The 26,551-nt window shown below is 63.9% G+C and carries 32 protein-coding genes and 1 tRNA gene; 13 read left to right on the top strand and 20 right to left on the bottom strand.

Going from position 1 to position 26,551, the window contains the following annotated elements; genetic code table 11:
- Window positions 1-89 precede the first annotated feature (89 nt).
- The 4 genes from QQK18_RS24120 (at window position 90) to QQK18_RS24105 (ending at window position 3,527) form a co-directional block, all read left to right on the top strand.
- Complete coding sequence (locus QQK18_RS24120; RefSeq protein WP_284342951.1) at window positions 90-338, top strand: zinc-finger domain-containing protein; 249 nt, start codon at window positions 90-92, stop codon at window positions 336-338.
- A gap of 6 nt (window positions 339-344) precedes the next feature.
- On the top strand, window positions 345-1,553 hold the full coding sequence (locus tag QQK18_RS24115) for an FAD-dependent oxidoreductase (RefSeq protein ID WP_284342950.1): 1,209 nt from the start codon (window positions 345-347) through the stop codon (window positions 1,551-1,553).
- Window positions 1,554-1,723: 170 nt separating this feature from the next.
- Window positions 1,724-3,067, top strand: a complete 1,344-nt coding sequence (locus QQK18_RS24110) for a TCR/Tet family MFS transporter (RefSeq protein WP_284342949.1) — start codon at window positions 1,724-1,726, stop codon at window positions 3,065-3,067.
- On the top strand, window positions 3,045-3,527 hold the full coding sequence (locus QQK18_RS24105; protein ID WP_284343311.1) for a GNAT family N-acetyltransferase: 483 nt from the start codon (window positions 3,045-3,047) through the stop codon (window positions 3,525-3,527). Before QQK18_RS24110 ends, QQK18_RS24105 begins: the two co-directional genes overlap by 23 nt.
- A gap of 26 nt (window positions 3,528-3,553) precedes the next feature.
- Here the strand turns inward: QQK18_RS24105 and QQK18_RS24100 are convergent, their stop codons facing one another.
- Window positions 3,554-3,922, bottom strand: a complete 369-nt coding sequence (locus tag QQK18_RS24100) for a YybH family protein (RefSeq protein ID WP_284342948.1) — start codon at window positions 3,920-3,922, stop codon at window positions 3,554-3,556.
- A gap of 12 nt (window positions 3,923-3,934) precedes the next feature.
- Window positions 3,935-5,353, bottom strand: coding sequence for an NADP-dependent phosphogluconate dehydrogenase (gndA, locus tag QQK18_RS24095; protein WP_284342947.1), 1,419 nt, complete (start codon window positions 5,351-5,353; stop codon window positions 3,935-3,937).
- 203 nt (window positions 5,354-5,556) lie between these two features.
- Between gndA and QQK18_RS24090 the strand changes: the two genes are divergently transcribed.
- Window positions 5,557-6,321 (top strand): SDR family oxidoreductase, encoded by a 765-nt coding sequence (locus QQK18_RS24090; protein ID WP_284343310.1) that lies wholly within the window; start codon window positions 5,557-5,559, stop codon window positions 6,319-6,321.
- A gap of 1 nt (window position 6,322) precedes the next feature.
- Window positions 6,323-6,859, top strand: coding sequence for a gluconokinase (locus QQK18_RS24085; protein ID WP_284342946.1), 537 nt, complete (start codon window positions 6,323-6,325; stop codon window positions 6,857-6,859).
- 56 nt (window positions 6,860-6,915) lie between these two features.
- Here the strand turns inward: QQK18_RS24085 and QQK18_RS24080 are convergent, their stop codons facing one another.
- From QQK18_RS24080 to QQK18_RS24055, 6 genes are all read right to left on the bottom strand, one after another.
- Window positions 6,916-7,818, bottom strand: a complete 903-nt coding sequence (locus QQK18_RS24080) for a DMT family transporter (protein ID WP_284342945.1) — start codon at window positions 7,816-7,818, stop codon at window positions 6,916-6,918.
- 134 nt (window positions 7,819-7,952) lie between these two features.
- Entirely contained in the window at window positions 7,953-8,726 is a 774-nt protein-coding gene (locus QQK18_RS24075) for a MerR family transcriptional regulator (RefSeq protein WP_284342944.1), read from the bottom strand.
- A gap of 66 nt (window positions 8,727-8,792) precedes the next feature.
- Entirely contained in the window at window positions 8,793-9,245 is a 453-nt protein-coding gene (locus tag QQK18_RS24070; protein WP_284342943.1) for a CYTH domain-containing protein, read from the bottom strand.
- Between the two features lie 8 nt (window positions 9,246-9,253).
- Window positions 9,254-10,138 (bottom strand): CHAD domain-containing protein, encoded by an 885-nt coding sequence (locus QQK18_RS24065; protein WP_284342942.1) that lies wholly within the window; start codon window positions 10,136-10,138, stop codon window positions 9,254-9,256.
- A gap of 58 nt (window positions 10,139-10,196) precedes the next feature.
- The gene (locus tag QQK18_RS24060) at window positions 10,197-10,748 is read right to left on the bottom strand and encodes a methylated-DNA--[protein]-cysteine S-methyltransferase (protein WP_284342940.1); all 552 of its coding nucleotides are present in this window, start codon (window positions 10,746-10,748) and stop codon (window positions 10,197-10,199) included.
- 58 nt (window positions 10,749-10,806) lie between these two features.
- Window positions 10,807-11,382 (bottom strand): TetR family transcriptional regulator, encoded by a 576-nt coding sequence (locus QQK18_RS24055; protein ID WP_284342939.1) that lies wholly within the window; start codon window positions 11,380-11,382, stop codon window positions 10,807-10,809.
- A 64-nt stretch (window positions 11,383-11,446) separates the two neighbouring features.
- Between QQK18_RS24055 and QQK18_RS24050 the strand changes: the two genes are divergently transcribed.
- Window positions 11,447-11,971, top strand: a complete 525-nt coding sequence (locus tag QQK18_RS24050) for a dihydrofolate reductase family protein (RefSeq protein WP_284342938.1) — start codon at window positions 11,447-11,449, stop codon at window positions 11,969-11,971.
- Window positions 11,972-11,986: 15 nt separating this feature from the next.
- Here QQK18_RS24050 and QQK18_RS24045 read toward each other — a convergent pair whose 3' ends face one another.
- Window positions 11,987-12,985, bottom strand: a complete 999-nt coding sequence (locus QQK18_RS24045) for a hypothetical protein (RefSeq protein WP_284342937.1) — start codon at window positions 12,983-12,985, stop codon at window positions 11,987-11,989.
- 113 nt (window positions 12,986-13,098) lie between these two features.
- Between QQK18_RS24045 and QQK18_RS24040 the strand changes: the two genes are divergently transcribed.
- Window positions 13,099-13,770, top strand: a complete 672-nt coding sequence (locus tag QQK18_RS24040) for an RluA family pseudouridine synthase (protein ID WP_284342936.1) — start codon at window positions 13,099-13,101, stop codon at window positions 13,768-13,770.
- An 83-nt stretch (window positions 13,771-13,853) separates the two neighbouring features.
- Here QQK18_RS24040 and QQK18_RS24035 read toward each other — a convergent pair whose 3' ends face one another.
- On the bottom strand, window positions 13,854-14,138 hold the full coding sequence (locus tag QQK18_RS24035; RefSeq protein WP_284342935.1) for an ASCH domain-containing protein: 285 nt from the start codon (window positions 14,136-14,138) through the stop codon (window positions 13,854-13,856).
- 74 nt (window positions 14,139-14,212) lie between these two features.
- Here QQK18_RS24035 and QQK18_RS24030 point away from each other — a divergent pair.
- Window positions 14,213-14,297, top strand: a tRNA-Leu gene (locus QQK18_RS24030).
- Between the two features lie 113 nt (window positions 14,298-14,410).
- The gene (locus QQK18_RS24025; protein ID WP_284342934.1) at window positions 14,411-15,214 is read left to right on the top strand and encodes a class I SAM-dependent methyltransferase; all 804 of its coding nucleotides are present in this window, start codon (window positions 14,411-14,413) and stop codon (window positions 15,212-15,214) included.
- Window positions 15,215-15,223: 9 nt separating this feature from the next.
- On the opposite strand, the gene gpt is transcribed toward QQK18_RS24025, so the two are convergent.
- Window positions 15,224-15,718 (bottom strand): xanthine phosphoribosyltransferase, encoded by a 495-nt coding sequence (gene gpt / locus QQK18_RS24020; protein WP_284342933.1) that lies wholly within the window; start codon window positions 15,716-15,718, stop codon window positions 15,224-15,226.
- A 62-nt stretch (window positions 15,719-15,780) separates the two neighbouring features.
- Window positions 15,781-16,551, bottom strand: a complete 771-nt coding sequence (locus QQK18_RS24015; protein ID WP_284342932.1) for a competence/damage-inducible protein A — start codon at window positions 16,549-16,551, stop codon at window positions 15,781-15,783.
- A 65-nt stretch (window positions 16,552-16,616) separates the two neighbouring features.
- Here QQK18_RS24015 and sfsA point away from each other — a divergent pair, with 65 nt between their 5' ends.
- Window positions 16,617-17,333: a DNA/RNA nuclease SfsA gene (gene sfsA, locus QQK18_RS24010; protein ID WP_284342931.1), complete on the top strand. Its 717-nt coding sequence runs from the start codon at window positions 16,617-16,619 to the stop codon at window positions 17,331-17,333.
- Here the strand turns inward: sfsA and QQK18_RS24005 are convergent.
- A complete protein-coding gene (locus tag QQK18_RS24005) occupies window positions 17,330-18,109 on the bottom strand; it encodes a sulfite exporter TauE/SafE family protein (protein WP_284342930.1) in 780 nt (259 codons plus the stop codon). The two genes, sfsA and QQK18_RS24005, sit on opposite strands and share 4 nt — an antisense overlap.
- A 193-nt stretch (window positions 18,110-18,302) precedes the next feature.
- Here QQK18_RS24005 and map point away from each other — a divergent pair, with 193 nt between their 5' ends.
- A complete protein-coding gene (gene map / locus QQK18_RS24000; RefSeq protein ID WP_284342929.1) occupies window positions 18,303-19,130 on the top strand; it encodes a type I methionyl aminopeptidase in 828 nt (275 codons plus the stop codon).
- Between the two features lie 2 nt (window positions 19,131-19,132).
- Window positions 19,133-19,852, top strand: coding sequence for a RadC family protein (radC, locus tag QQK18_RS23995; protein ID WP_284342928.1), 720 nt, complete (start codon window positions 19,133-19,135; stop codon window positions 19,850-19,852).
- 45 nt (window positions 19,853-19,897) lie between these two features.
- Here radC and QQK18_RS23990 read toward each other — a convergent pair whose 3' ends face one another.
- The 7 genes from QQK18_RS23990 to serS form a co-directional block, all read right to left on the bottom strand.
- Window positions 19,898-20,275, bottom strand: coding sequence for a VOC family protein (locus QQK18_RS23990; RefSeq protein WP_284342927.1), 378 nt, complete (start codon window positions 20,273-20,275; stop codon window positions 19,898-19,900).
- A gap of 137 nt (window positions 20,276-20,412) precedes the next feature.
- The gene (locus tag QQK18_RS23985) at window positions 20,413-21,669 is read right to left on the bottom strand and encodes an RNA polymerase sigma factor (RefSeq protein WP_284343309.1); all 1,257 of its coding nucleotides are present in this window, start codon (window positions 21,667-21,669) and stop codon (window positions 20,413-20,415) included.
- Between the two features lie 41 nt (window positions 21,670-21,710).
- The gene (locus QQK18_RS23980) at window positions 21,711-22,067 is read right to left on the bottom strand and encodes a YciI family protein (RefSeq protein ID WP_284342926.1); all 357 of its coding nucleotides are present in this window, start codon (window positions 22,065-22,067) and stop codon (window positions 21,711-21,713) included.
- Between the two features lie 114 nt (window positions 22,068-22,181).
- On the bottom strand, window positions 22,182-23,423 hold the full coding sequence (locus QQK18_RS23975) for a GNAT family N-acetyltransferase (RefSeq protein ID WP_284342925.1): 1,242 nt from the start codon (window positions 23,421-23,423) through the stop codon (window positions 22,182-22,184).
- 123 nt (window positions 23,424-23,546) lie between these two features.
- The gene (locus QQK18_RS23970; RefSeq protein ID WP_348523253.1) at window positions 23,547-24,281 is read right to left on the bottom strand and encodes a cytochrome c biogenesis CcdA family protein; all 735 of its coding nucleotides are present in this window, start codon (window positions 24,279-24,281) and stop codon (window positions 23,547-23,549) included.
- Between the two features lie 99 nt (window positions 24,282-24,380).
- Entirely contained in the window at window positions 24,381-25,154 is a 774-nt protein-coding gene (gene surE / locus QQK18_RS23965; protein ID WP_284342924.1) for a 5'/3'-nucleotidase SurE, read from the bottom strand.
- Between the two features lies 1 nt (window position 25,155).
- The gene (serS, locus tag QQK18_RS23960) at window positions 25,156-26,475 is read right to left on the bottom strand and encodes a serine--tRNA ligase (RefSeq protein ID WP_284342923.1); all 1,320 of its coding nucleotides are present in this window, start codon (window positions 26,473-26,475) and stop codon (window positions 25,156-25,158) included.
- Window positions 26,476-26,551 lie beyond the last annotated feature (76 nt).

The following is a 26,551-nucleotide window of genomic DNA, read 5'->3' as shown; positions in this document are numbered from 1 at the left end:
CTAGCAAGCCTTCGCGTGTGTACCAACCCTTTCATTCCACGCGGCGATTGACTATGGTCCGCGCCGACCGATCTTCGCCGAGGTTTGCCATGTCCGCCACTCATTCCATCCCGCATTTCCACAACACCGCGGGCCTCCGCCGAATCGAGATCGGGGCCAAGGAATTCCAGTGCATCGGAGCGCTGCCGCCGTTCGACCACCCACATGTCTTTCTGGACATGGGCAAGGACAGCGAGATCGTCTGCCCCTACTGCTCGACCCTCTACGTCTATGATCCCAAGCTCCCGGCCGGCGCCGCCAATCCGCCTTCGGCCGTTTACGAGGCCACGCACGCCTGATCCTTCATGCCGGGGACCGGCCGTACCGTCTTCATAGCCGGGGCCGGCATTGCCGGGCTGACGCTCGCCCTCGCTCTTGCCAAACTCGGCGTCGATGTCGTGGTGCTGGAGCGCAATAGCGACGTTTCCGGATTCGGCGCCGGTTTGCAGATCAGTCCCAACGCCCGCCGCGTTCTCGACCGCCTGGGGCTTGCCGACGCGATCGGCGAAGCGAGCTTCGAGCCCACGGGCATCGACATCTATCCGTTCGGCAGGGAACGCCCGCTTGTCACCCTCGCGCTTGGACCAGTTGCCCGAGCCCGGTACGGGCTGCCTTATGCGGTTATGCACCGCGCCGACCTCGCCGATGTCCTCCATGCCGCCTGCAAGCGGTTTGCCAACATCGACATCGTCTTTGGCGTCGCGGACTTCACGGTGTCTTCGCACGCCGGCGGCGTGTCGGTCGCCGCCGATCTTGCCGGCCGTTCCGGCGAAGGTTTCGCCTTCGTGGGCGCAGATGGCGTGCATTCGCAAACCCGGCGGCAAGCGCTCGGGGGGCCTCCGGCCCGCTATTCGGGTCGCCTCGCCTGGCGCACGCTGCTCCCGCTCGATGCCGTCGGGGACCTTGTCGCACTGGACCGCACCTCTCTTCTTCTCGGCCCCGGCTATCATCTCGTCGCCTACCCCCTGCCCCATCGCGGTCTCCTCAACCTCGCCCTCTTTGCTCCCAATCCCGTCATCGACCCAGGGGCGGAATCGCAGCCGCGACGTCCGGATCTGCCCCGTTCGGCTCGTTCCAGCCCTCGCATCAGCGCCTTGATCGACCTCGCCGGTGATGGCTGGACGGCCTGGCCACTCTATGCCGTCGAAACCCACCACTGGCATCGCGGCAATGTTGGGCTTATCGGAGATGCCGCGCACGCCATGCTGCCGTTCCAGGCCCAGGGCGCAGCCATGGCCATCGAGGATGCCGCTGTACTCGCCCCGGTACTGGGCCATGCCCAGCACGCCCATACGGCCTTCGCCCGCTATGCCCAAGCGCGGCAGACGCGCGTTCTCCGTGTCGCCCGGCTGTCGCAGACGAATGGGACGATCTTCCACATGCGCTGGCCGTTGACGATCGCGCGCGACGCCGTGATGCGATGGGGCGGCCCGGAGAGCCACTTCCACCGACTCGACTGGCTCTATGGCTACGATGCCACCGATGACTTGGCGGCCGGCACGCGCGACGCGTAGCCTTTTGCACAATTTGCCGCGCCCGGTGGTCATCGCGCGCGAACTAACCTAAATGGCACCAATGCCTTCGCGTTCGCAGCGACGGCTGCTTCGGGCGGTCCCGCAAGGCCTTGCTTTGGCCTCCTGCCTTATGTCAACTGCGCGGCACATTTCGAGAGACCCGTCATCGCATGCAAACCACGACGCGATCCCGCCTGACCCTGGTCTGCATCCTGATCACCATCCTCCTCGACATGACCGGTCTTGGCATCATCGTGCCCGTGCTCCCCGAACTCCTCGAGCAACTGACCGGAGGAAGCGTCGCCGAGGCCGCCGTCATCGGCGGCTATCTGGTCTTCGTCTATGCGTTGATGCAGTTCGTCTTTTCCCCGGTCCTCGGCAACCTCTCCGATCGGTTCGGACGCCGGCCGGTCCTGCTTGCCTCGCTGCTGGGGCTCACCTTCGACTACCTGATGATGTCGATCGCCCCGTTCGTCTGGTATCTCTTCATCGGCCGTTTCATCGCAGGCATAGCAGGCGCCGCTGTTGCGACCGCTACCGCCTACATGGCCGACATCACGCCCCCGCACAAACGCACGCACCGCTTCGGCCTCATCGGCGCCGCTTTCGGGCTTGGCTTCATCATCGGTCCGGTGATCGGTGGAGAGTTGGGCGAATTCGGACCTCGTGTGCCCTTCTACGCGGCGGCAGGCCTCGCCTTTGCCAATTTCCTCTTTGGCCTTCTGGTGCTGCCCGAGAGCCTGCCGCGCCACAACCGGCGCAAGTTCGACATCCGCCGGGCCAACCCGTTCGGCGCCATCGGCGCGCTGCGGCAGTATCCGATCGTCCTCTGGCTGCTGCTGGTGCTTTTTCTCTTCACACTTTCGGCGCAGGCGTTCCCGTCGGTCTTCAACTATTTCACCATCGAGGTGTTCAACTTCAGCTCCAGCCAGATCGGCCGCTCGCTTGGTGCCTTCGGCATCGGTTTCGCGGTTTGCCAGGCGCTGCTTGTCGGACCGCTGGTCAAGCGCTTCGGGGAGATGTCCGTCACAGTCTTCGGCATGCTGGCCGCCGCCGCCGCTTTCATCGGCGTCTCCTTCAACACCGACGTCATCTGGCTCTACGGCTACATCATGCTGGGAGCTCTCTCCGGGCTTGCGGCTCCAGCCATCAATGGCGTCCTCTCGCGCCAGGTGCCCGACAATTCCCAAGGTGAACTGCAGGGCGCCGTCAACGCCGCCAATTCGCTGGCGACGATCATCGGGCCGGTGGCGGCCACACAAATCTTCTCCTATTTCACCCGCAACCGGGTTTCGGCCGATTACTTCCCCGGAGCCCCATTCATCGCCTCGGCCGCGCTGGTGACGTTAGGGGTGATCCTCTTCATATTTGCCGCGCTGCGCTACGACCTGCGCCGCCGTCCGTCGATTGCCGATCGGCCACATGTGCCCGACATAGCGCCGCCCGGACAGATCCGCGTGCCGCCGCTCGACGAGGAGTCCGACGATCGTGATCGACATCCGCCCCGCCGATAGGGCCGACTGCCCGGCTGTCCTCGCCATCGTCGCCCCGATCCTCCGGGCCGGCGAGACCTACGCCATGCCCACCGACATGACCGATGAGGACGTGCTCGCTTACTGGTTCGCCCCGGCGCACGAGACTTTCGTTGCCAAAGCTGATGGCGAAATTCTCGGCACCTTCTATCTCAAGGCCAACCAACAGGGACCGGGCTCTCACGTTGCCAATTGCGGCTATATGACCGCCGAAGCAGCACGCGGCCGCGGCATAGCGCGAGCCATGTGCGAGTTCTCGATGGAGCGCGCCCGCGAGCGCGGCTTTCGGGCCATGCAGTTCAACCATGTCGTCTCGACCAACACAAGCGCGGTCAGGCTCTGGCAGTCGTTGGGATTTGAGATCGTCGGCACCCTGCCGGAGGCGTTCAGGCATCCACAGCACGGGTTCGTCGATTCTTATGTGATGTTCCGAGCGCTTTAGAGCCGAGCTTCCCGGCTCACCGGCCGCTATCCGGGCATTCCACTGAGATGCTCGTGGATGATCTTCCAGTGACCGCTCTCGGTCCGCAGCACGGTCGTGCCGCGCCCACTTCCCGACATGGCCTCGCCGTCCATTTCCGTCTTCCAGCGGAAATGATAGGTGCAGCTGGCCGCACCCTCCCCGAGGGCGATCCAGGACTTGTCCTCGAGCCAATAGACCTCGTTGGCGAACCGCTCCCACGTGGCCTCGAAAGCGCGCCGGATTTCAGCGAGGCCCGAAAACGAGCCGTCGTTGAACCAGAAGACGGCGTCGTTCGATATCAGCGGTACCAGCGCGTCAAAGTCGTGCTGGTTGATGCGGGCTTCATACTGCTCGAGGACGTCTTCCGCGGTCATGGCCCCGGCGCCTCAATTGCCCAGCGTCGACGGCCACTTGCCGTGAAGATCCTTACCGCGTCCAGCGATCTCGAATCCGTGGGCGCCGAAGAAGTCGCGCTGCCCCTGGATGAGGTTGGCCGTGCCCTGCGCCTGGCGGTAGCTGTCGAAATAGGAGAGCGCAGCCGAAAGACAGATCATCGGGAACTCGCCCAGCGCGGCCGCGGCGACGATCTTGCGCAGTGCCGGGTGGCTTTCCTTCATCAGTTCGATGAAGTCCGGCACCATCAGCAGGTTCGTCGCCTCGCCCTTGGCATAGGCTGCCGACATCTGATCGAGGAAGCGCGAGCGGATGATGCAGCCGGCCCGCCAGATCTTGGCGATGGTCGACAGCGGCAGACCCCAGCCGTTCTCCTCGGAAGCCTTGGCGATGACCGCGAAACCTTGCGCATAGGAAACGATCTTGCCGGCAAGCAGCGCCTTTTCGAGGTCGGCGAGAGTGACGTCCGCCTTCCTGTCGGCACGTTTGCCGTAAGCGGCCTCGGCAGCCACGCGCTCGTCCTTGCGAGACGATATCGAGCGGGCGGCGACCGCGCCCTCGATGGCGGTTGCCGGCACGCCCATCTGCTGAGCAGCAATCGCCGACCAGACGCCCGTGCCCTTTTGGCCGGCCTTGTCGAGTATCAGTTCGACCAGCGGCCGGCCGGTCTCCTCGTCGACGGCATCGAGCACATGACCGGTGATCTCGATGAGATAGGAATTAAGCGGGCCGTTGTTCCACTCCTTGAAGACTTCGGCGCAAGCCTTTGGATTCATGCCGAGGCCATCGCGCATGACGCCGTAGACCTCGGCGATCATCTGCATGTCGCCATATTCGATGCCGTTATGGATCGTCTTGACGAAATGGCCGGCCCCGCCTTCGCCCAGATACGCGCAACAGGGTTCGCCGTTGAACTTGGCGGCAATGGCCGTCAGCACCGCCTCGGCATTGTGCCATTGCTCCTTGGAGCCGCCGACCATGATGGAGGGCCCGTGCCGCGCGCCCTCCTCGCCGCCGGAAACACCGACGCCAAGATAGCCGATGCCTTTGGGCGTCAGGTAATCGAACCGGCGCTGCGTATCCGTATAGAGCGAGTTGCCGCACTCGATGATGGCATCGCCCGCTTCCAGGTGCGGCAGGAGTTGTTCGATCATGTCGTCGACCGGCTGGCCAGCCTTGACCATGATGATGATCGAGCGCGGACGCTTGACGGTCTGGACGAAGTCGGCGAGGTCGTACTTGGCGATGGTCTTGCTGTCGAGCCCTTGCTCCCTGGCCTCGGCCACGAACTCGTCGATCCGGCCGGGCGACCGGTTGTGGACGGCGATGGTATGGCCTTTCTCGGCGATGTTGAGCGCAAGGTTCGAGCCCATAACCGCAAGGCCGATAAGGCCGATATCCGCTGTCGACATTCGCCAGTCCTCTACAAGAAATCGTCTGATTGGCCGCAAGGCCGCGCCGGTCTGGCGCGCGCGAACCTGACCACAATCGCGAAGCCAACGGAAGTGGCTGCCGCGCAATTTCTGAACAAATCGCAGCGCTTGTATGGAAGATAATATTGCGCAGCAGACGGCCTATGATCTAGGGTCCGGCGCATCGGAGGTCGATCTTGTCCATCCTGTCCCAGTTCAGCCTTACCGGCAAGCGTGCGCTCGTCACCGGCTCCAGCCGGGGCATAGGCCTGGCCATCGCCGGGGCGCTGAGTGAGGCCGGCGCCGAGATCGTCCTTAACGGCCGCGATCCCGAGGCGCTCGGAAAAGCGGCCGAAACGCTGGCCTCGCAGGGCGCGAAGGTCAAGGCGGTGGCCTTCGACGTCACCAGCGCCGAAAGCGTCTCCGACGGCATCGCCTATTGCGAGGAGGAGCTCGGCGGCCTCGACATCCTCGTCAACAATGCCGGCCAGCAGCATCGCGCCCCGCTCGAGGAGTTCCCGCGCGACGCGTTCGAGGCGCTGATGGCGACCCACGTGACCTCGACGTTCACGGTCTCCCAAGCTGCCGCCAAAGGCATGATCGTCCGCCGGAACGGCAGGATCATCAATATCTGTTCGGTCCTGACCGATCACGCGCGCGCCGGCGTCGCCCCTTACGGCGCAGCCAAGGCCGCCATCGCCAACCTGACCCGCGGCATGGCCGCGGACTGGGCCAAATATGGCATCAACGCCAACGCCATCGCGCCCGGTTTCTTCAAGACCGAACTCAATACCGCCCTCTTCAACGACGCCGAGTTCAGTGCATGGCTGGAAAAGCGCACCCCCATGGGTCGCTGGGGAGAAGTAGAGGAATTGGGCGGCGCGGCGGTCTTTCTCGCCTCGAACGCCGCCAGCTTCGTCAACGGACACATCCTTTATGTCGATGGCGCCTTCACAGCGGTGGTCTGAGTTGAAACCCGCGCGCATCATCATTGCAATGGGCGTGAGCTCCTCGGGCAAGTCGACCATCGGCCAGTCCGTCGCCCGGCGCCTGCACGTGCCATTCCTCGACGGCGACCAGTATCACCCGCCCGCCAATGTCGAGAAGATGCGCTCCGGAATCCCGCTGACCGACGAGGACCGCTGGCCCTGGCTCGAGGCCCTCGCGACGGCTCTGGCCGACGCGGCCGATCGCAAGGGCGCCAGTGTCGGCGCTTGCTCGGCACTTAAGCGCGCCTACCGCGACTTCCTGACCGAGAAGGCGGGCGAACCCGTTCTCTTCGTCCACCTCGACGGCAACAGGGAAGTGATCGCGGAGCGCATGGCCAAGCGCAAGCACGAATACATGCCCGAAAGCCTGCTCGACAGCCAGTTCGCAACTCTTGAAGAACCGGACACGCGAAGCGAGAACGTGCTCTTCGTGCCGGTGACAGACAGCGTCGAGAAGATCACGCAGACCGTCGTCAAAGCTGTCGATCACCTCAAGGCCTTCAAGCGCTGGCAGTAGTTGTCGTTTGCGGCATTCATGCCGACGACCGGCTCGCGCTTTTCGCGATCAACTCGCTATTCCGCCGCGGCGGGTTTTGCGACGAAACGACCCTGCCCATAGGCCACGAGTGCGGCCGCCCCCACCACGACCAGTGCCCCGCCGATCGACCAGGCATCGAGTGCCACGCCAAGGAGCGCCACGTCGAACAGGAACGCCCAGATGATGCCGGTATATTCATAGGCCGCCAACAGCGAGACCGACGCGCGGGCCACGGCCTCCATCATCAACACATGGCCGATGCCACCGAGTATCCCGGCGCCGATCAGCAGCGAGAAACCGAAGCTGTCGAGCTCTGCCCAGCCGAACACTGCAGAGGCGAGCCCTACTGCGCTGCAGATGACGGCAAAAGAGAGCGCTATGCTGGCCGGGGGATCGGTGCGGGTGAGATCCTTGACCTGCACCCGCGAGAGCGCATTCGTGGCCGCCATCGCAACCCCGGCCGCGATACCGACCAGACTTCCCTCTCGCACCTCGGTGCCGGCCAGCGCAGGAAACAACATCAGGATAATCCCGCCGAAACCCAGCGCGACCCCGAGGAAGACGACGGCTCCGGGTCTCTCCCGCAGGAAAACGATAGCCGCGAAGACCGAAAGGATCGGCGCCAGATAGCTGAGCGCCGTGGCAAGCCCCACCGAAAGATAGGCGAGCGAAACGAACGAAAAGAACATCACCGCGCAGCCCAGCAGCCCGCGTATCAGGTGCTTGTAGGGATATCTGGTACGCAGCGACCGGCTCAGTTCGCCACGAATGACGAGATAGGCGATGATCGGCAGCAGTGCCACGGAACTGCGCCAGAAGATCAGTTGCCCGACGGGGGCAATCTTGGCGGCCTCGTGGATTGCCGCCGACATGGCCGCCATGGCAATGAGGGCAAGGGTGGCAAGCCGTAGGGCAGCGGCCGTGTTCTGCTTGGGCATCGGAGACGTCCATCGCCGGCCAGGTCGACCGGAAAAGCCAGGAAATGCCAATCCCTTATCGGGGGCGTAGCGGGGACGCAAGGAGGGAACCGATCCGGATGTAGTCTCCCCTTGCCCTGCGGCCTGCTCTACGCTCAGCCCTCCTGCCGCCGCGCCCAGGCACGCATCGCCGTCGTCAAATAGTCGGCAAATCCCTTTTCGATTGTCTCATAGCGGGCTCGGAAATCCGGATGCTCGTAGATGTCGGCCAAGCCCGCATAGGCCTGCGGTGTACACGCCCTGCCCCAGGCCGACCCCACCCACGTGCGATGCCGCTCGATCAGCGGAGCGAGGCTCGCCGCCTGGGGCGGTATGCCTCGGCGCAGACCTTCAGCGAGTCCCTGCTCCACCGCCTCGAGTTCGCGCATCGCGGCAGCGCGCTCGTCCTCACTCATTGCCGACATGGTCTTGCGGCTGGCCTCGATGCTTTCCTCCATCCTCGGCCCGTGGTGCTCGATCAGCCAGGCCTCGTATTCGGCCTGCTTGTCCGGGTCGACAATGCCCGAATATAAATCCGCGTCCTTCATGGCGCGATCTCCTTTCAATCTGGCGATCGTGCGGTCGATCGTCCTGACCATCCGGGAGTAGCGCTTCGCCTGCTCCTGAAGGCGCTCGCGCTGGCGTTGCAGCGCTTCGAGCCGGTCGAAGCCGGGGGCATCGAGAATGGCGCCGATATCCTTGAGCGGAATATCGAGCGCGCGGTGAATGAGGATCTGCTGCAGGCGCAGCAACTCGTCTTCCCCGTAGTAGCGATAGCGGTTCTCGCCGGTGAACGCGGGCCGCAGGAGACCGATCTCGTCATAATAGTGCAGCGCGCGGACGGAAACGCCCGCAATGTGCGCCAATTCGTTGACTGTATAGGTCTTCATGTCCTGCTCCGCGTTTCCGCGAGACAGGGAATAATCCCTGACGCTGCGTAAGGGTCAACAGTGCAGCTAAAGCGCGGCAAGCACCGCGTTGTAATAGCGCGGATCTGCGGTCACTTCCTTGCCGATCCAGTCCGGCAGGTCGGGGACCGTGTCGGCTGCGTCGAGCTCGATCTCGGCGACCACAAGACCCGCATGCCGGCCTTCGAAGACGTCGACCTCCCAGGTGAACTCGCCCGCCGGAACAAGGTGTCGACGCTTGGCGATGATGTGCGGCACGCAGAGAGCAAGCAGTTCGCGAGCATCGGCGACCGGTATCGCATATTCGTACTCGGCCCGCACAAGCCCCGATCCGCCACTTTTGAGCGTGAGGAACGCTTCGGCCTCGTCACGTACGCGCACCCTGACGGAAACCCCGCCCGACTGCGCCAGATAGCCTTGCTCGAGCTTCATGCTGCGGGTCACGCTCGCCCGCCAACTGTCCGAGACGACGAGAAATTTCCGTTCGATTTCGTCGGCCATCCTCGCCCCTATTTACGCAGCAGCGCCCAATAGCGCTCGAACCGTCGGGCCAGCGCCCGGGGCGTTTCTGCCGTCAACTGCAGGCCGAGATCGAAAGCACGCCTGGCGAGCTCCTTCTGCCTCTCGCGCGCAGCCGCCTGCGCCGCGCGTCCCCCGTCTTCAAGCGCGCCTTCCCCAAGGATGTCGATGAGCACGGCAAGGTTGTGATGTTCGCCCAGAGTCTCGCCCAGGCTGTCGGCCATTGTCCGGCTCACCCCCAGCACATCCGGCGCTCCTTCGCGCATGAGCCCGATGTGGTGCCAGTGGTACTTCACCATTTTGCGCCATTCATGGAAGTTTTCGTCGCTTGGCACGACCCGCGCCAGTAGCATGGACTTACCCATCCGCTTGTAAACCTGGGTCAGACCGCCCTCGAGTGCAGCAAACTCCCGCTTTTCAAGCCGCCATCCGGTGATCGAATCCTCCAGCGCGCCCACACGGCCGGCAAATTCTTCGAGCAGCCGCTCTTCCTCAGCCGAACTTGCCTTGTGGACCGCGCGTTCGGTCAGCCGGGCACGCAGTCGCTCATAGGTCCCTGGCTCGACAGATCCGTTGCCCGCTTTGGCAAGGCTATCGAGCGTCTCGACCACCACGGCCGCATCGCGTGTGTGCGCAAGCCCGGCGGCAGCCTCGCGAACCGCCGCGTTGACGCTGCTATAGGTATTGAATCCGGGCCGTATCAGGCGGATCAGCCCGCGCAGCTTCTTGCAGCGCCGGCGAACTCGATGCACCTTTTCGTCAAAACCCATATCAGCATCGGCGATCTCGCTCAGCGCCGACTCGATTTCCTGCCGAGCGATCCGGCGCACCCCCGCCGCCGTGGATTTATCATCCCGCGAGAACTTGAAACTCATCTGATGCGCACCCACCAGCTCTGATATTCGCCGGGACCTTACGATGCCGCCACCCGTTCTAGAAGCCGAAACTCAGTTGGGCAGTCGGATGCGGCCCCGCGTCCACGCCTTCCAAGGCGAGCATGCGCAGCTTCGCCCGCGCTCCCCCCGGGGCGGAGAAACCGCCTGTCTTGCCACCGCTGGCCAGGACCCGGTGACATGGGATGATGAGTGGAATTGGATTCGCCCCCATTGCCTGCCCGACCGCGCGTGAAAGCGCGATATCTCCTACTCGTCGGGCGATGTCGCCATAAGTGGTGGTCTCGCCCCAGCCGAGGCTGAGGATGTCCTCATAGACGCGACGATTGAAACCACCGACACCGGCAAAATCGAGCGGCAGTCCGGCGAACGACACGGGAAGACCTTGCGCGTAGTCTGCGATCAACGACCGTGCCTCGGCGACGAATGCCGGCACGCTATCCTCTTCCGACCCAAGTTCCGGTCCGTGTCGCGCCATGCGCGACCGCAGCGCGTCCGGCTCCTCGCCCGGCAGATAGGCACGCGTGATGCCCGCTACGCTCCAGGCGAGGCCGAACCAGCCGAGTTCGGTTTCAATGAGGCAATAAGCCATGGCATCCATCCATACGCTTAGTGATTGTGCCGCTTCACCATGGCTGTCGCAAGGCCGCTCATCCTTCTCGTTCGCGCGCCAGCACCACTGCACACCAGTCTCGCAGCTCACGCCCGATGAAGCTCGCGGCGCTGCCCCTGCGCGAGAACGCCCACCAGATCTGCGCGCCCTGCCACTGGCTCGCCATAAGCCGCCCCAGCAGATCCTGCGTCGCCGTGTCCGGCGTCAGTCGCCGCCCAAGGGCTTTGGCCAGTACCTCGCCCCAGCGGGTCCCCCGCGCCCGAAGGACCGGATCGCGCACATCTTCGCGCAGGATCAGCAGACCTTCGGCGTAATCGGTCTCGCCCTCCCCCGTTGGAAACATGGCGACCAGCATGGCGACCGCCCCTTCGGGACTGATCTCCATAGCAGCGTCGAGCTCAGCGGTTAGCGCATCCAGTTGGTCCCAGGCGCGCAACAGCGCAGCACGCAAGAACGCGACCTTGGTCGGAAAGCGCTGCACCAGGGTTGCAGCCGAGAGCCCCACCTCCCTACCGACCGAGGCGAAGGTCACCGCCTCCGGCCCGGAACGCACCATCACTGCCATCGCCGCATCGAGAATCGCCTCGTCGCTCACTGACCTCTTGCGAACCATTCGGAATCCATAGTAAATGAACGTTCATTTATATACGCAGCGATCCTACACGAGGAGATCCATCATGGCCAGAATTCTCGGATACATCGCCACAAGCCTCGACGGCTACATTGCCACGGCGGACGAAAAACTCGATTGGCTGATGAAATACGATGCCGACTTCGGCGAGCATGACTACCGCAAGTTCATCAAGCGCATCCACACCGTGGTCATGGGCCGTGGCACCTATGACTGGATCGAAAAGTACCCGGGCAAGTGGGAATACGGAGACCAGCGGGTGTTCGTCGTGACCTCCCACCCCATCGACACTCCCAAAGGACCGCTCGAGACCCGAACCGACGTCGACGCTCTCATCGCCGAACTGCGCGCACTCGATGACGGAGACGTATGGATGCTGGGCGGTGGCAAGCTGCAGATGGCGTTCATGGAACGCGGTGCACTCGACGAGATCGAGATCTACGTCATTCCCGAAATCATCGGCGGCGGATACCCGCTCTTCCCGCCGACCGGTTTCAAGGCGTCGCCCCGGCTGCTATCGGCCAAGGTGATCGACCCGGGCTGCGTGCGCCTGCACTACAGCTTCGAATGAACAACTGACCAGCGATCATGCCGGCGGCGTTGCGGGAGCGGCGGGGCCTTCCGCCCCGTCCGGTTTATGGCCGATCCAGCCTGCAGCCTTGTCCTTCAACTGATTGAATTTCTTGGACGCCGACGAGAGCCGCCCCTCCCATACCGGATCGGGCACCTGCCCCTCGATCGTCTTGAAATAGACCTGCATCATGCAGGCAATGGCGAAAGGCTCGATGAGCGCGGCCTTGACTGCCCAAGCAAAAAGGATGGCGAAGACGAAGCCGCCGGCCGACCAGCCTCCGGGGATGAACCAGACCACGGCAGCCGCTGGCGCCAGCATGACCAGGAAGACGACAAAGGCGAGCACATAGGTGAAGATCGTGAGCCAGGCGGCGTTCTTGAGCATGATGGGATAGTTCTGCCCATAAAGGACGAGCGCGGTCTTGGCTGCCGCCCAGGGATTGTCGGCCCGCGTGCGGATGACGTAGGCGAGGATGACCTCGTCGACGAGCCCGACAGCGATCCGCAGGAACGCCCGCACCAGTCCCACGAACTGCTGCAGACCCGGGATCGGAATCAGCGAAGCAACGCCCTGCACCAGTCCGGTGACCGCGGCCAGCACGCCCTTGACCAAGAGGTCGAGGGCAAAGAGCACGTTGGTTTCGGCAAAGCGTTCCTTGACGACGCCCGTTGCATGCTCGATCTGCGGACGCCCGTCGGGAATGGGGTGATCGTCGAGCAGCTCGACCAGCACTGCAATATGGCCGGCCTTGACCATGTAGAGGATGTATTCGCGCAGGAAATAGAGCAGGCCCGCCGTGAGTCCAAAGCCGGCCGCTCCACCCCAGAACATTGTCGCGCCCTGGAAATCGGCGTCGCCAAAGGCACCTACGCCCCAGCCGATGCCGGCCCCCACCCCAGTCGCCAGCACATAGGCGACGGCGATGCCGAAATAGACGACCAGGCGGAAGACAATGAACGGCCAGGTTCTAGCCATCATCGAAAGACCGCGTCCGACGGAAAAGTCCCACATGCTGCATCCCCCAGGCAGAATTGCGCCAATCTAGCCGAGTCTGGATCACGCCGCAAAACCAGCGTTCCAACCTCGTTCTGTCATCGGAGCGCAAGACCTGCTAAAGCCCGGCCATGTCCGAACCCCTGCCGACACTGGTTGATTACGATCCCCCGACTGAACCCTACCTGAACGTGGTCTATGTCGACGATGACCTGCTCGTGCTCGACAAGCCGAGCGGGCTTCTCTCCGTGCCCGGCCGCCATCCTTCCCTCTGGGATTCGATCCGCCACCGCGCCCGCAAGCAGTGGCCGACCGCCGAGATGGTGCACCGGCTCGACAAGGACACCTCGGGCCTCATCCTGATGGCGCTGAACAAGCGCGCCCACGGGCGGCTCGGTATCCAGTTCGAGAAACGCACGACGAAAAAGAGCTATGTGGCGCGCGTCGCCGGCGTTCTCGATAAGGAGGAGGGCCTCATCGACCTGCCGCTGATGACCGATTGGGAGCACAAGCCCCGCCAGAAGGTGGATTTGGAGCACGGACGCCCGGCCCAGACGCGCTGGCAGGTGATCGCACGCGAGACGAACGCCACGCGTCTGCGCCTCTTCCCCTTGACCGGCCGAACCCATCAGTTGCGCGTGCACATGCTGGCCGTCGGCCACGTAATCCTCGGCGATGCATTCTACGCCGACCAAAGGGCGTTCGCCGCCGCCGATCGTCTTCAGCTCCACGCCGAGGAACTGGAATTCGTGCACCCGACGACGGGGGAGACATGCCGGTTCGTGGTGCCGGCGCCATTTTGAGGAACGCAAGTCCGCACGATCGGGCAGGAATTGCGGTTCACACCCAAGACGTTGACGGAAGATCCGGATTCTGGTTCGGAACTTCAACCTTCTCCGATGAAGGCAACTTCAATGCGGTGGAAGAGGTGTCCCTCTTTCATCGTCAACAGCCATTTGCGAAAGTCGGCCGCGTCGGCGAAACCAGCACGGCGGGCGTCGGTATCGCTGACGTCCTCAGGACGTATTTCGTCCATCGCCTTGATGGCTAGCAGGCCCACCTTGGTCTTCAGTGTACCACCGGCCTTGACCGTCGGCCGCTTCCAGCGCCGGAAGACGATATCCACCCTGCCCGCCTTGATGTCTTCCAACAGTTCACGCTTCAACAGCATGACAACCTCCGAATCCTGCACCACATTGTCTTGGGGCAAGCCTTGTGACAAACACGAGGCGCGAGGCCAAGAGCGCGGGCGTGGTGGAATCGGTAGACACAAGGGACTTAAAATCCCTCGGCTTCGGCCATGCGGGTTCGAGTCCCGCCGCCCGCACCACCCTTCGCTCTTCGAGCTTCGGGTGGCAGCCACCCGGAGATCGCCAGACGACGGAGTATCCTCCAAAGCCTTGGCGTAGGAGGACGAGTGCACCAGACATGGGGGAGTGTCCAATGACGCAAGCAGATCTCGTGGACAATCGCGAACAATATGGCGACAGCTCCAAGCTCGAGGCCCGTGCCCGACTGCACCGCAAATATGCGCAGACCGAGGCGCCCTGGTTCAGTTGGATTGCGGGAAAGGCGAAGCTCCAATCTGGTTCACGCGTCCTCGACATCGGATGCGGCCCCGGCTGGTTCTGGGCAGAGGCAGCCGAAAGCCTGCCGGAATCACTCGACATCCAGCTTGCCGACCTCTCCCCTGGAATGGTGGACGAAGCCATCGCACGCGTGCGCGGCATCGGGCGCTGGGCTGAAGTCGAGGGTACTGTCGCTGATGTGACGGAACTTCCCTTCGACGATGCCAGCTTCGATGCGATTTTCGCCGTGCACATGCTCTATCACGCGTCCGATCGCGCCAGGGCGATTGCTGAGATCGCGCGCGTCCTCAAGCCCGGCGGCGTTGCCATCGTCACCACCAACGGTCGCGACGACTGCGCCAGCCTATACGATCTCGGCTACAGGGCCTTCGGCGGCAAGCCGGGCAGCCCGATCGCGGGCCTGTTCGATCTCGAAATGGGCGGACCGATGCTGAGGGCAGCCTTCGGTGAGGTGGAGGAATTCCCCTTCCAGAGCCGGCTCGTCTGCACCGATCCGAAGGACGTCGTTGCATTCCTGCTCTCTCACCCCCCGGGCGACGGCGCACCGGCCGAGCAGCAGGCACGCCTGCGCGAGCTCACCGAGGCTGCCTTCGAGGCGGCAGGCGGTGTTTTCGAGATCAGGAAGGTCGTCGGACTGTTCCTGTGCCGGAAGGGTTAATTGCCAGCCTCAGTCCGTCCCTCCCGAGATCGGCGCCACATAGGCTACGTCGAGATCCCAGGGGAAGAAGATCCAGGTATCCTGGCTGACCTCCGTGACGAAGGTATCGACCAACTCGCGCCCCTTGGGCTTGGCGTAGACGGTGGCAAAATGGGCCCCCGGCAGCATGTCACGCACGACGCGGGCCGTCGCGCCGGTATCGACCAGGTCGTCGACGATGAGCACCTTGCCCCCGTTCTGCGCCATCTCGAGTACGGGCTTGGAGATTTCCTTCAGGACCTTGATGTGGCCCTGGTTCTGATGGTCGTAGCTCTTGACCGCCACCGTCTCGACGGTGCGGATGTTGAGTTCGCGCGCCACGATCGCCGCCGGCACCAAGCCGCCCCGGGCAATGGCGACGACTGCGTCGAACGAGCCCATACCCATCAGCCGCCAGGCGAGCGCCCGGCTGTCGCGGTGGAACTGATCCCAGGTGACCGGGAACGACTTCTGGTTGGTGCTCAAGGCTCGGCTCTCCAGCTGACAGCGCGGGGAAGGCACGCCAATAGCAAAATGCGGCTGTGCCCTCAATCCTCCGCAGGCGGTTCCACCCCAGCTTTCGCGTGGGCTTCAGCCACCATGGCGCGCACCTTTTCAGCCGCCTCTTCGAGCAGCACCGGATCGGACGAGCGCAGCACCAGTTCCGTCATCACCCGGTCTCGGCCCATCTGCGGATAGCTGCCCATCTTGACGTCGGGATACTCGGCCTGGAGCCGCGCGAGCGGTCCACCGACCGTCCCCTCGCCGACGGCAGCCTTGACCGTGATGGAAGCAACCTTGCGTCCGCCCCTCAACTTAGGGGCCAAAGCCTCGAGCATGGAACGCATGATAACCGGCACACCGGCCATGACGTGGACGTTGCCGATGCGAAAACCCGGGGCCGCGCTCACCGAATTGACGATGAGGTCGGCTCCTTCCGGGATGCGTGCCATGCGCAGCCGTGCCTCGTTGATCTCGGTGCCGGTCTGTTTCCAGCGCGCTTCCAGCATCGCCCGCGCCGTCTCGTTAATGGGCAGTGCCACCCCGAAGGCTTTGGCGATGGCGTCGGCCGTGATGTCGTCGTGAGTCGGTCCGATGCCGCCGGTGGTGAACACATAGGTATAGCGGGCGCGCAACGCGTTGACCGCCTCGACGATGGCGTCGAGTTCATCGGAGACGATGCGCACTTCCCTCAGCTCGATGCCGAGGTCCGTGCAGAACTCGGCGGTCGCACCGATGTTGACGTCCTTGGTCCGCCCGGAAAGGATCTCGTCGCCGATGACCACGAGACCGGCGGTTACTATGTCTTGGCTCGTCATGGCTTGACCTGCGGGCTTGCTGCCGGCCATGGATGCCCGCTGACACGCCAAAGGTCAAGCAGCCCATGCGCCTCCCCCAACCGATGCAGCGCGGCACGCTCGTTGCCCGCTACAAACGCTTCCTTGCCGATGTCCGCCTCGATTCGGGCGAGGAGATCGTTGCCCATTGCGCCAATCCGGGGGCGATGCTGGGCCTGAAGGACCCAGGCCTGCCCGTCTGGGTGTCGCCATCGGCAAACCCGGCGCGAAAGCTTGCCTGGAACCTGGAGCTGGTGGAACTGCCCACTGGCCTCGTCGGCATCAATACAGCCCATCCCAACCGCATCGTTGCCGAAGCGGTCGCCAGTGGCGCCATCCCCGAGCTCGCCGCCTATGAGTCGTGCCGACCGGAGGTGAAGTACGGCGAAAGAAGCCGAGTGGACTTTCTCCTGACCTGCGAGGGCCTCCCCGACCTCTATCTCGAGGTCAAGAACGTGCATTTTTCACGCGAACCGGGCCTTGCCGAATTCCCGGACAGCCCGACCGAGCGCGGCGCACGGCACCTTGCCGAGCTTTCGGCGATGGTTGCCGCCGGCCATCGTGCGGTCATGCTCTATCTCGTGCAGCGGACCGACTGCAGCCGGTTCGGTCTTGCCGGCGACCTCGACCCCAGATATGCCGCCGCCTTTGCGCTGGCCAAAGCCGCTGGCGTCGAGGCGCTCTGCTATGATTGCGCTCTTTCGACCGAGACCATCACCTTGCGGCAGGCCCTGCCAATACTCCCGGCCGGCGACTACATCTAGATTGCTTGTCCGAAAGCGCCCAGCAATGCGAGGGCGGCCGGAATAAACAGCGAAAGGCCCGAGAGCAGCAGGAGCAGGAAGGCTGCCCGCCGCAGGAAGAGCTGCGAGACCGGCGGCGGCCAGCGTTTGGCCACGAACGTGAGCGCCATGACTACTGGGATGGCCAAGAGGGACCACCACACCCGTGGCGCCGGCAAGTTGCCGGACGCAGCAACGCTCATGAAGCGCACCACCGCATAGGTGGCGAAAACGGAAACCAGCGTTTCGCGCACTTTCGCATGGGGCCAGGGCTGTCGGTAGAAATGGTAGATCAACGGTGGTCCCGAGGTCGAGAACAAGCCGCTCATGAGCCCGGAAACGGCGCCGAAACCGAGGAAAGTCGCCTTTGGCGACATCGTCGTGCGTGGATGCGGCTTGAACGAAAGCTGTATGCTGGAGGCGACGATGACCAGACCGAGGATCAACTGCAGCCATACTATGCTGGTCGCGGCCAGATACTCGAGCAGCCAGTAGCCGGCAAGCAGCATCGGCAGGCCGGCCACGAGGACGAGCAGCAGTTCACGCCAGGCAACATCGCGCCAACCCCGCACCAGCACCTGTGTGGCATTGACCAGCGTCAGGACGCTGACGACCACCGCGGCATCCGGCAGGGACATCAATCCCGTGAGCCCGATTCCGCCCATCATCACCAGCCCGAAGGCAAAGCCGGTCAGCGTCTGGATATAGGCCGCGACACTCGCAAGGAGCAGCAGACCGGCAAGACTGGCGGCGTCCATGACGTCTCCGCAATCGATTGAAATACGCCGAAACCAAGCGGCCGGAACTCGTCACATCCCTCCCCGAGAGCGCGCGCCAGCGGCGATCTCGCGGGCGCGATTGTTGGCGAGCAGGCACCAGGCTCTTCCCATCAGCAGGGGCACCGATTACTTATAGGTAAATCAATATCGCCGCGGTGCGGCCGGAGTGTTCATGATCACCTATGTCGATGCCCAGGCCAAGGCCCGCCGCACACCCGGCGTTATCCCTCTGCACGGGGAAGAAGGCTTTGCCGGCATGCGCAAGGCAGGGCGGCTGACGGCCGAAGCGCTCGACATGCTGGTCGAACACGCTCAGCCCGGCGTGCCGACCATCAAGCTCGACAGGCTCGCCTACGAGTTCGCCCGCGATCACGGCGCGATACCTGCAACGCTCTTCTACAAGGGCTACCGACACTCGGTCTGCACCTCGATCAACCACGTCGTCTGCCACGGTATTCCCGATGAACGGCCATTGCGCGAAGGCGACATCGTCAACATCGACCTGACCCTCGTCGTCGACGGCTGGCACGGCGATTCGAGCCGAATGTACCCGATCGGCGAGGTCTCGCGCAAAGCCGAGCGGCTGGTCGAAGTCACCTATGAGAGCCTCGAGCGCGGCATCGCCGCCGCGAGGCCCGGCAATACCACCGGCGACATCGGCGCGGCCATCCAGGCCTATGCCGAGGGCGAACGCACCAGTGTCGTCAGGGACTTCGTCGGCCATGGTGTCGGGCGTCTCTTCCACGACGAGCCCAACATCATGCACTTCGGCACGCCTGGCACCGGCATCGAGCTCAAGCCCGGCATGATCTTCACCATCGAGCCGATGATCAATCTCGGCCGCCCGCACGTGAAGATCCTTTCGGACGGCTGGACGGCGGTCACCCGTGACCGCACCCTGTCGGCCCAGTGCGAGCACTCGATCGGCATTACCGAAGACGGCTGCGAGGTATTCACCCTCTCGCCCGCCGGCCTCTTCAACCCCCTCGCCCGGGCCTGACCGTGCCGCAGGCCGTCAAACCGGAAGGCGACCTGCCTGAAGCCGTCAAGCCGCACTATCTGGGCCACCGCGAACGTGCGCGCCAACGCTTCAATGCCGTCGGCGGCGAGGCTCTGCAGGACTACGAGCTACTGGAGCTGATGCTCCACATGATCATCCCGCAAAAAGACACCAAGCAGCTCGCCAAGGATCTCATCGCCCGTTTCGGTTCGTTCTCGCAGGTGCTCGGGGCCAGCAGGGCACGCCTCACCGAGATCAAGGGGTTGGGTGAGACGACCATCACCCACATCAAGGTCATGCAGGCCGTCGCCCAGCGCTATGGGCGCGACCAGATCGTGCGCGACCAGCCGATCCTCGGCTCGTGGAACCAGCTCATCGACTATTGCCGGGCGCAGATGGCCTTCGATGACATCGAGCAGTTCCGCATCCTCTTCCTGGACAAGAAGAACCGGCTGATTGCCGACGAGGTACAACAGACCGGTACCGTCGATCATACCCCGGTCTATCCACGCGAAGTCATCAAGCGCTCGCTCGAGCTTTCGGCGACAGCCCTGATCCTCGTCCACAACCACCCGTCGGGCGATCCGGCCCCCTCCTCGGCCGATGTGCGCATGACCCGCGAGATCGCCGACATTGCCAAGCCGCTCGGCATCACGCTCCACGACCACATCATCATCGGCAAGGCCGGGCACACGTCGCTGCGTGGGTTGAAGCTGATCTGAAGCATCTCTGCTGCCGGCGGCTGGAAGCCGGCAGCAATTTTGTCGTCAGGCCTTCGTGTAGTCGATCAGCGCAACCCTTCCTCCGAACGGATCCGCGATCGTGGCCATGCGTCCGACGCCCGGAGCCGTCATCGCTTCCGAAACGATCACGGCGCCGGCCGCCTTGGCTTTGGCGAGACGTGTATCGACGTCGTCGACAGTGATATAGGCGAGCCAGCCGCCATCGCCCGGCATTGGCGAGAAGCCGCCGACGGGTGCCTCCCCGACGACGATGGCCGGGTAATTCGAGCCGTCCTTCATCGGCATTTCGCTGACGGTCCAACCGAGCACAGTCTCGTAGAATTTGCGCGCGGCAGCAGGATCCCGGCTCGAATGCTGAAGCCAGCTCGGGCTGCCATGAGTGGTGTTGGGTTCGTTTGCCATTGTCGTCCTCATGTTCAATCACAGATTGTTAAGTGCGCTCTCTCGAGCACACCAAGAGGACGCGCCAGGTTGGCCGAACCGGACAGTGCAACTGAGAATTTTCAAAACTGACGCCAAACCCATGCGCATTTGGCCAATCATGTCGCGCGCAAGGTCTCGAGCGCCGCAATGTTCTCCCTCAGATATGCCGACTCCTGGCGGGTCGGCTCGCAGGAAAGCGCCGCCTTGAGCGCAGCGATCGCCGCCTCGATCTTACCGCTCTCCTCCAGGAGTGCGGCGCGCACCGAGTGATAGGGCCGGTAGCGATCGAGCTCTTCGGCTAGCGGGATCAGCGTCGCCAGCGCCGCTTCCGGCCCGCGAACCTTTCCGATCGCGACCGCGCGGTTGAGCGTCACCACCGGGCCGGGCGCCAGCAGTTCCAGGGCACCGTAAAGACGCTCGATCTCCGGCCAGTCGGTATCCTCGGCGCGTTCGGCCGCGCAGTGGACGGCCGCTATCGCCGCCTGCACCTGCAGCGGCCCCGGGCGGCCTTTCATCAGCGCCTTCTCGACCAGCACCCGGCCCTCGACGATTCTATCCCGATCCCAGAGCGACCGGTCCTGATCCTCGAGAGAAACCAACCGCCCCTCCCCGTCGATGCGCGCGCCGGTGCGCGCGTGCTGCAGTAGGCAGAGCGCCAACAGCCCCATCAGCTCGGCCTGCCCAGGGAACAGTTCAAGAAGTAGCCGGGCCAGTCGGATCGCCTCCTCACAGAGTGCATGCCGTATGTGCTCACTGCCGCTTGCGGCGGTATAGCCCTCGTTGAAGAGCAGATAGATCATGGTCTGAACTGCGCTGAGTCGCTCAGCCCGCTCAGCCAGGCTTGGCGTATCCAACTTCGAAGCAATGCCGGCTGCGCGCGCCTTTGCGCGCGACAGCCGTCGCTGCATCGTGTCGGGCGTCACCACGAAGGCGCGCGCGATCTCTTCGACCGAAAAGCCGACGATCACTTTCAATGCCAACGCCAACTGCTCATGCACCTTCAGCTGCGGATGGCAGCACATGAACAGCAGACGCAGCACATCGTCCCTGTATTCGGTCCGGTCGATCGCCTCCGCAATCTCGGCCTGCGCATCGCCACCCGACAGCGCATCCAGCGCCGTCCCGACGTCGACCGGTGAAAGGCGGCGGTCCCTGCGGATACGGTCGAACCCGGCATTATGCGCCACCGTAATCAGCCAGGCCGTCGGGTCGCGCGGGACGCCGGTTCCGCGCCAGTGCTCCGCTGCTCGCAGGCATGCTTCCTGGTACAGCTCCTCGGCGACATCGAGATTGCGGAAGCTGCGCACCAGTACCGCCAGCGCCCGTGGTCTGCTGTCTGCGAAGATGGCGCTGGTCAGACCCGCTCCGTCCATTCCACTCACATCACCAACGGCTTCCGCCCATTCTGCGGAACTCACTGTAGCCCGCCCGCCCAGTTGACCGCTCGAACCTCCATTTGGGCCACTCCCTGCGGAAGCGCCTTGGCCGCCTCGAGCGCTTCTTCCATGGTGTCGCATTCGACGAGGTAGAAGCCGAGGATCTGTTCCTTGGATTCGGCGTAGGGGCCATCGAGCACACGCAAGCCGCTGCCCTTGTCCTGCACCTTCATGGCCGTCGAAGGCGGCATCAGTTGCACGGCACCGCGGAACTTGCCCTCTGCCTGCAGCCTTGCCTGCAGGGCGCGGTGCTTATCGAGGAGTGCTTCCCGCTCGGTAGCCGGCAAACGGTCCGCCAGCCCTTCGGCGCCATAGATCAAAATCGTAAAAAGCATGAGTTGCTCCCGACACGTCCCCACTAGGGGGACGTCCAGGATTGCATGAAACGGACACATCCGGCTGGGCGAATTTGAATGCGCTGCTCGGATGGATGCGGCAAACCTTCCCGGTCAGCCCGGGTCGACCTCTCCACTCTGCCAGCTCTTGCGGTGGAGGATCCTTCCGAGGCTGCGCCGCAGGCTGATGAAGCGCCGGTCGGCCTTGATCCACGCCCGCGTGGTTTGGAAACGCTCATGGGCGGCGACGGCCAGCCGGCCGCGCCAGGTCAGCGCTACATAGTGCTGGCGCAACACCGTCTGCTCATTGCACCAGTGCCGCTTCTCGTCGGTGAAGCCGGCCCCCATGTCGAAAATGCGAATGCCGGCGTCGAATACGGTCTGCATCACTCGCAACAGGCACTGCTTTCCCGGCGATCCGCTCTGGATCGCCTGATCGTCCGACATCGACGATATGAGGCAGAACATCCGCTCCCCATGCACGATGTTATAGCGCGTGGCGACAATCTGGCCGTCAAGCTGCAGAACGTGCAGGCGAACATCGACATGCGAGTCCGTCCGCAGCGCCGCCCGGTAGAAACCGGCGAAGTTGTTCAGCGCGAAAATGTCGCGGATACCCATCTGCTTGAATCGGGCCGAACGCTGGCGGAACATGGTCGAGAGGGCCTGGTCGACGTCATCGCCGTTGCGCATCTCGGCAAAGGCGACCTCGCCCATGGCGGAAAGCCGCTCGCCCTGCTGCCGGTCGTGCTTGCGGCGCGAACGGCTGCGCTGGATGCGGTCGCACTCTTCCCAGCTGGCAAAGCGCGCGCGGTAAAGCGTATCGACGGCCACGGCACGTCCCAACTCATCGAAAGTTCCGTCGTGACCTTCACTTTCCGCTGGAACCGCCCGCAGGTAGACCACATCGGCATCGGCGATTTTCGCCGTCAGCGCGCGCCAGAACGCCCGCCGCCCCTCCGACCCGAGAGCCGCCAGCCGTTGCCGGTCGACGAGCGGTGCGTGACACCCCACATGCGTGCCGGGAAACCACGTCAGCACCCTGACGCCGAATGCGGTACGCCGCTGCAGCGCCATCAACGCCACCGGCACTGACCCAACCGACCCGACAAGATAGAGCTGGTCCCGCTCGGGCACCGCCCGTTCGCGAACCCACAGACGGATGAAGTCGTAGCTCTGACCGGGCGATTCGACGCCTGCCGCCTCGAGTTGCCTCCAGACTGCCTCGACATCCGCGATGCGGCTGGTGACCGCGACGGAAAAGGCGCCCACGTCGACGATCGGACCGGCCGCGGCACCGGCCGCGGCGGCCTTCATCACCGGCGCAGAGCTCAAAAGCGCAGTCTCCCCACTCATGGACTTTCCTTGTCCGTCGACGCCAGCCACCCTGCCGGCAGCCGGTAAAGCTCGCGTTCACATTGGCGGGAGCGGATGGGCTTGTGTGCAAAAACTGCCCGCAAGGTTAAAGGGGTCTTGTGCTCAGCCAAACTGGGAAAGAACAGGGAAAGTTTCGAGGAACCAGTAGGATAGACGCGTGAACTGGCCGGTTAAGAAAAGCAGGCCGGTCAACACCAGCAGCCCGCCCATAATCTTTTCCACAACGCCCAAATGCCGGCGGAAACTCTGGAAGAAGGTAAGGAAAGGACCGACCGCGATTCCGGCAAGGAAAAACGGAACCCCGAGCCCCAGCGAATAGAGGCCGAGGAGCGCCGCCCCCTCCGCGGCAGTCTGACGGCTCGCGGCCACCGACAGGATCGCCGCCAGCACTGGCCCGATGCAGGGCGTCCAGCCAACGGCGAAGGCAAGGCCGAGGAGGAACCCGCCAATAGGGCCGCTCGCCGTGCCCGGTCCCCGATGCCGCAACTGACGGTCGAGGAATCCGAAGCGATAGACGCCGAGGAAGTGCAGGCCCATGGCGATGATGACGATGCCGGCGATGGGCGTGAGCACCGGCAGGGCCTGCCGGAACGCCTGGCCGAACGCTGTCGCAGTCGCTCCGAGGGTAACGAAGACCAGCGAGAAGCCGAGGATGAAGAAGAGCGACGTGCCCGCCGCCCGCCTCTGCAGAGCCGCCGCCCCCTGGCCGTCGGCGCGCAACTGCTCGAAGCTCGCCCCGCTCATATAGGTGAGGTAGGGGGGCACCAGCGGCAATACGCAGGGGCTGAGGAAACTCAGTATCCCGGCCCCGAATACGATCGGCAGCGAAAACTCCAAGATCGAGCGCTCCTCTTTTCGCCTGGCGCCGTTTTAATGCAATCGGCGATCCGCACATATGTGCTCCACTGCCGCATCGCCGGAAAGTGATGGCGAAGGCTACTCCAGGCGCAGCTTCCCTTCGAGCCGTGCCATCGCCCCCATATCTGTCTGCATGAGGCTGATCGGCGTTACAGTGATTGCCCGATCCTCATGCAGCACCTCGAAATCGGCCTGCCGGTCCAGCGGCAAGGGCGTCTCGGGGATGGCGATGAAGAATTTATCGGCGTTGTGGCTGGCATAGTAGCGAAACGGCGAGCGCGAGAAGCGCTGGTGGGGCACCACGCGAATACCCGCGACCGTCTCGGGGTCGCCGAGCGGAAAGTTGACGTTGTAGAACGTGTCCCGTCCCTCGGCGCCTGCGAGGATCTGCCGGATGACCTCGGCACCGTAGCGCTTCGCATTGTCCCAGACGACGTCGTGGCCGTGGACGTAGTCGACTGCCTGGCTAAGCGCGATGCCCAGCGCACCTTGCAGCGCGCCCTCGCGCGCGCCGGCCGCCGTCCCCGAGCAATGGATGATGTCGCCTAGATTCTGCCCGTTGTTGACGCCCGAAAGCACTAGGTCCGGCCGCCGGTCCTTGAGCAGGTGCGTTATGCCATAGACGACGCAGTCGGCTGGTGAGGCGCCGTCTATGGCATAGATGCGTTCGCTTCGCTCGACGGCCTCGAGCTCACGTCCGAACGTGAAACGGTGCCCTGCCCCGCTCTGGTTGCCTTCCGGCGCCACCACCCAGACGTCGTCGGAAAGCGCGCGTGCGATCCTTTGCAAGACGGCGATGCCCGGCGCATCCACACCGTCGTCATTGGTCAGAAGGATGCGCAGGGTCCCCATCTCAGCGGCCGCCGATGGTGGCCAGGCCCCCCATATAGGGCCGCAACGCTTCGGGCACGGCGATCGAGCCGTCTTCCTGCTGGTAGTTCTCCATCACGGCGATCAGCGCCCGGCCGACCGCAGTGCCCGACCCGTTGAGGGTATGGACATAGCGCGGCTTGCCGTCGGTGGCGCGGTAGCGCGCTTCCATGCGCCGGGCCTGGAAATCCCCGCACACCGACACCGACGAAATCTCGCGATAGGCGTCCTGGCCCGGCAGCCACACCTCGATATCGTAGGTCTTTTGCGCGCCGAACCCCATATCTCCGGTCGAAAGTGTCATGACGCGATAGTGCAGCCCCAGCCGGGCCAGCACCTTCTCGGCACAGTCGAGCATGCGTTCGTGCTCGTCGATCGAGGTCTCGGGCGTGGTGATCGAGACCATCTCAACCTTGTTGAACTGGTGCTGCCGCAGCATGCCGCGCGTGTCCCGCCCCGCCGAACCCGCCTCCGAGCGGAAGCACGGAGTGAGTGCGCTGAAGCGTAACGGCAATTCCTTCTCCTCGAGGATGGTTTCGCGCACGAGGTTGGTGAGGGGAACTTCGGCGGTAGGAATGAGGGCGAAACGCATCTCGCCCTGCCCGGCAAAAAACAGATCCTCCTCGAATTTCGGCAATTGCCCCGTGCCATAGAGCGCGTCATCGCGCACCAGCAAGGGCGGCTGCACTTCGGTATAGCCGTGCTCGGTGACATGCATGTCGAGCATGAATTGGCCGATGCCGCGTTCCAGCCGCGCCAGATGCGACTTCAACACCACGAAGCGGCTGCCCGACAACTTGGCGGCCACCTCGAAGTCCATCTCACCCATCGCCTCGCCGAGTTCGTAGTGCTCCTTGGGCCGGTAGGTGAACGCGGGCTTGGGCGGCCGCGCCTTGGCGGCGAGCTCCGGCGATCCGTTGGGTCCGAAATATTCGATATTGTCCGTCTCGTCCTCGCCCACGGGGACGTCGGCAAGCGGCAGGTTGGGGATGACCTCGAGCGCTTCCCTCAGGGCCTTCTCCGCCTCACGCTCCTCGGCTTCGCCCTTCTGGATGAACTCCTTGAGGCTCGAAACCTCGTCCATCAGCGCCTGCGCCCGGGCTTCGTCCTTTTGCGCCTTGGCCTGACCGATCTGCTTGGAGGCGGCGTTGCGCTTCTCCTGGGCCTCATTGAGGCGGACGATCACTCCTCTACGATTCTCGTCGAGTGCGATGAGCTTGTCAGCCCGGAACAGCGCGCCACGCCGCTGCATTGCCGTGTCGAACGCCTCGGCGTTGGCACGAATCCATTTGATGTCGAACATGGGATGGTCAGGCCCGGTGCGGGCCGGCCTTCTGAATCTCGGAACGAAAACGGGTTAGCGCATTTGCGCCGTCCGG

It is taken from the genome of Devosia nitrariae (genome assembly GCF_030160115.1).
GTDB lineage: Bacteria > Pseudomonadota > Alphaproteobacteria > Rhizobiales > Devosiaceae > Devosia > Devosia nitrariae.
Note: the sequence above shows the minus strand (reverse complement) of the source record. Positions and strands in the feature narration are given on the sequence as shown.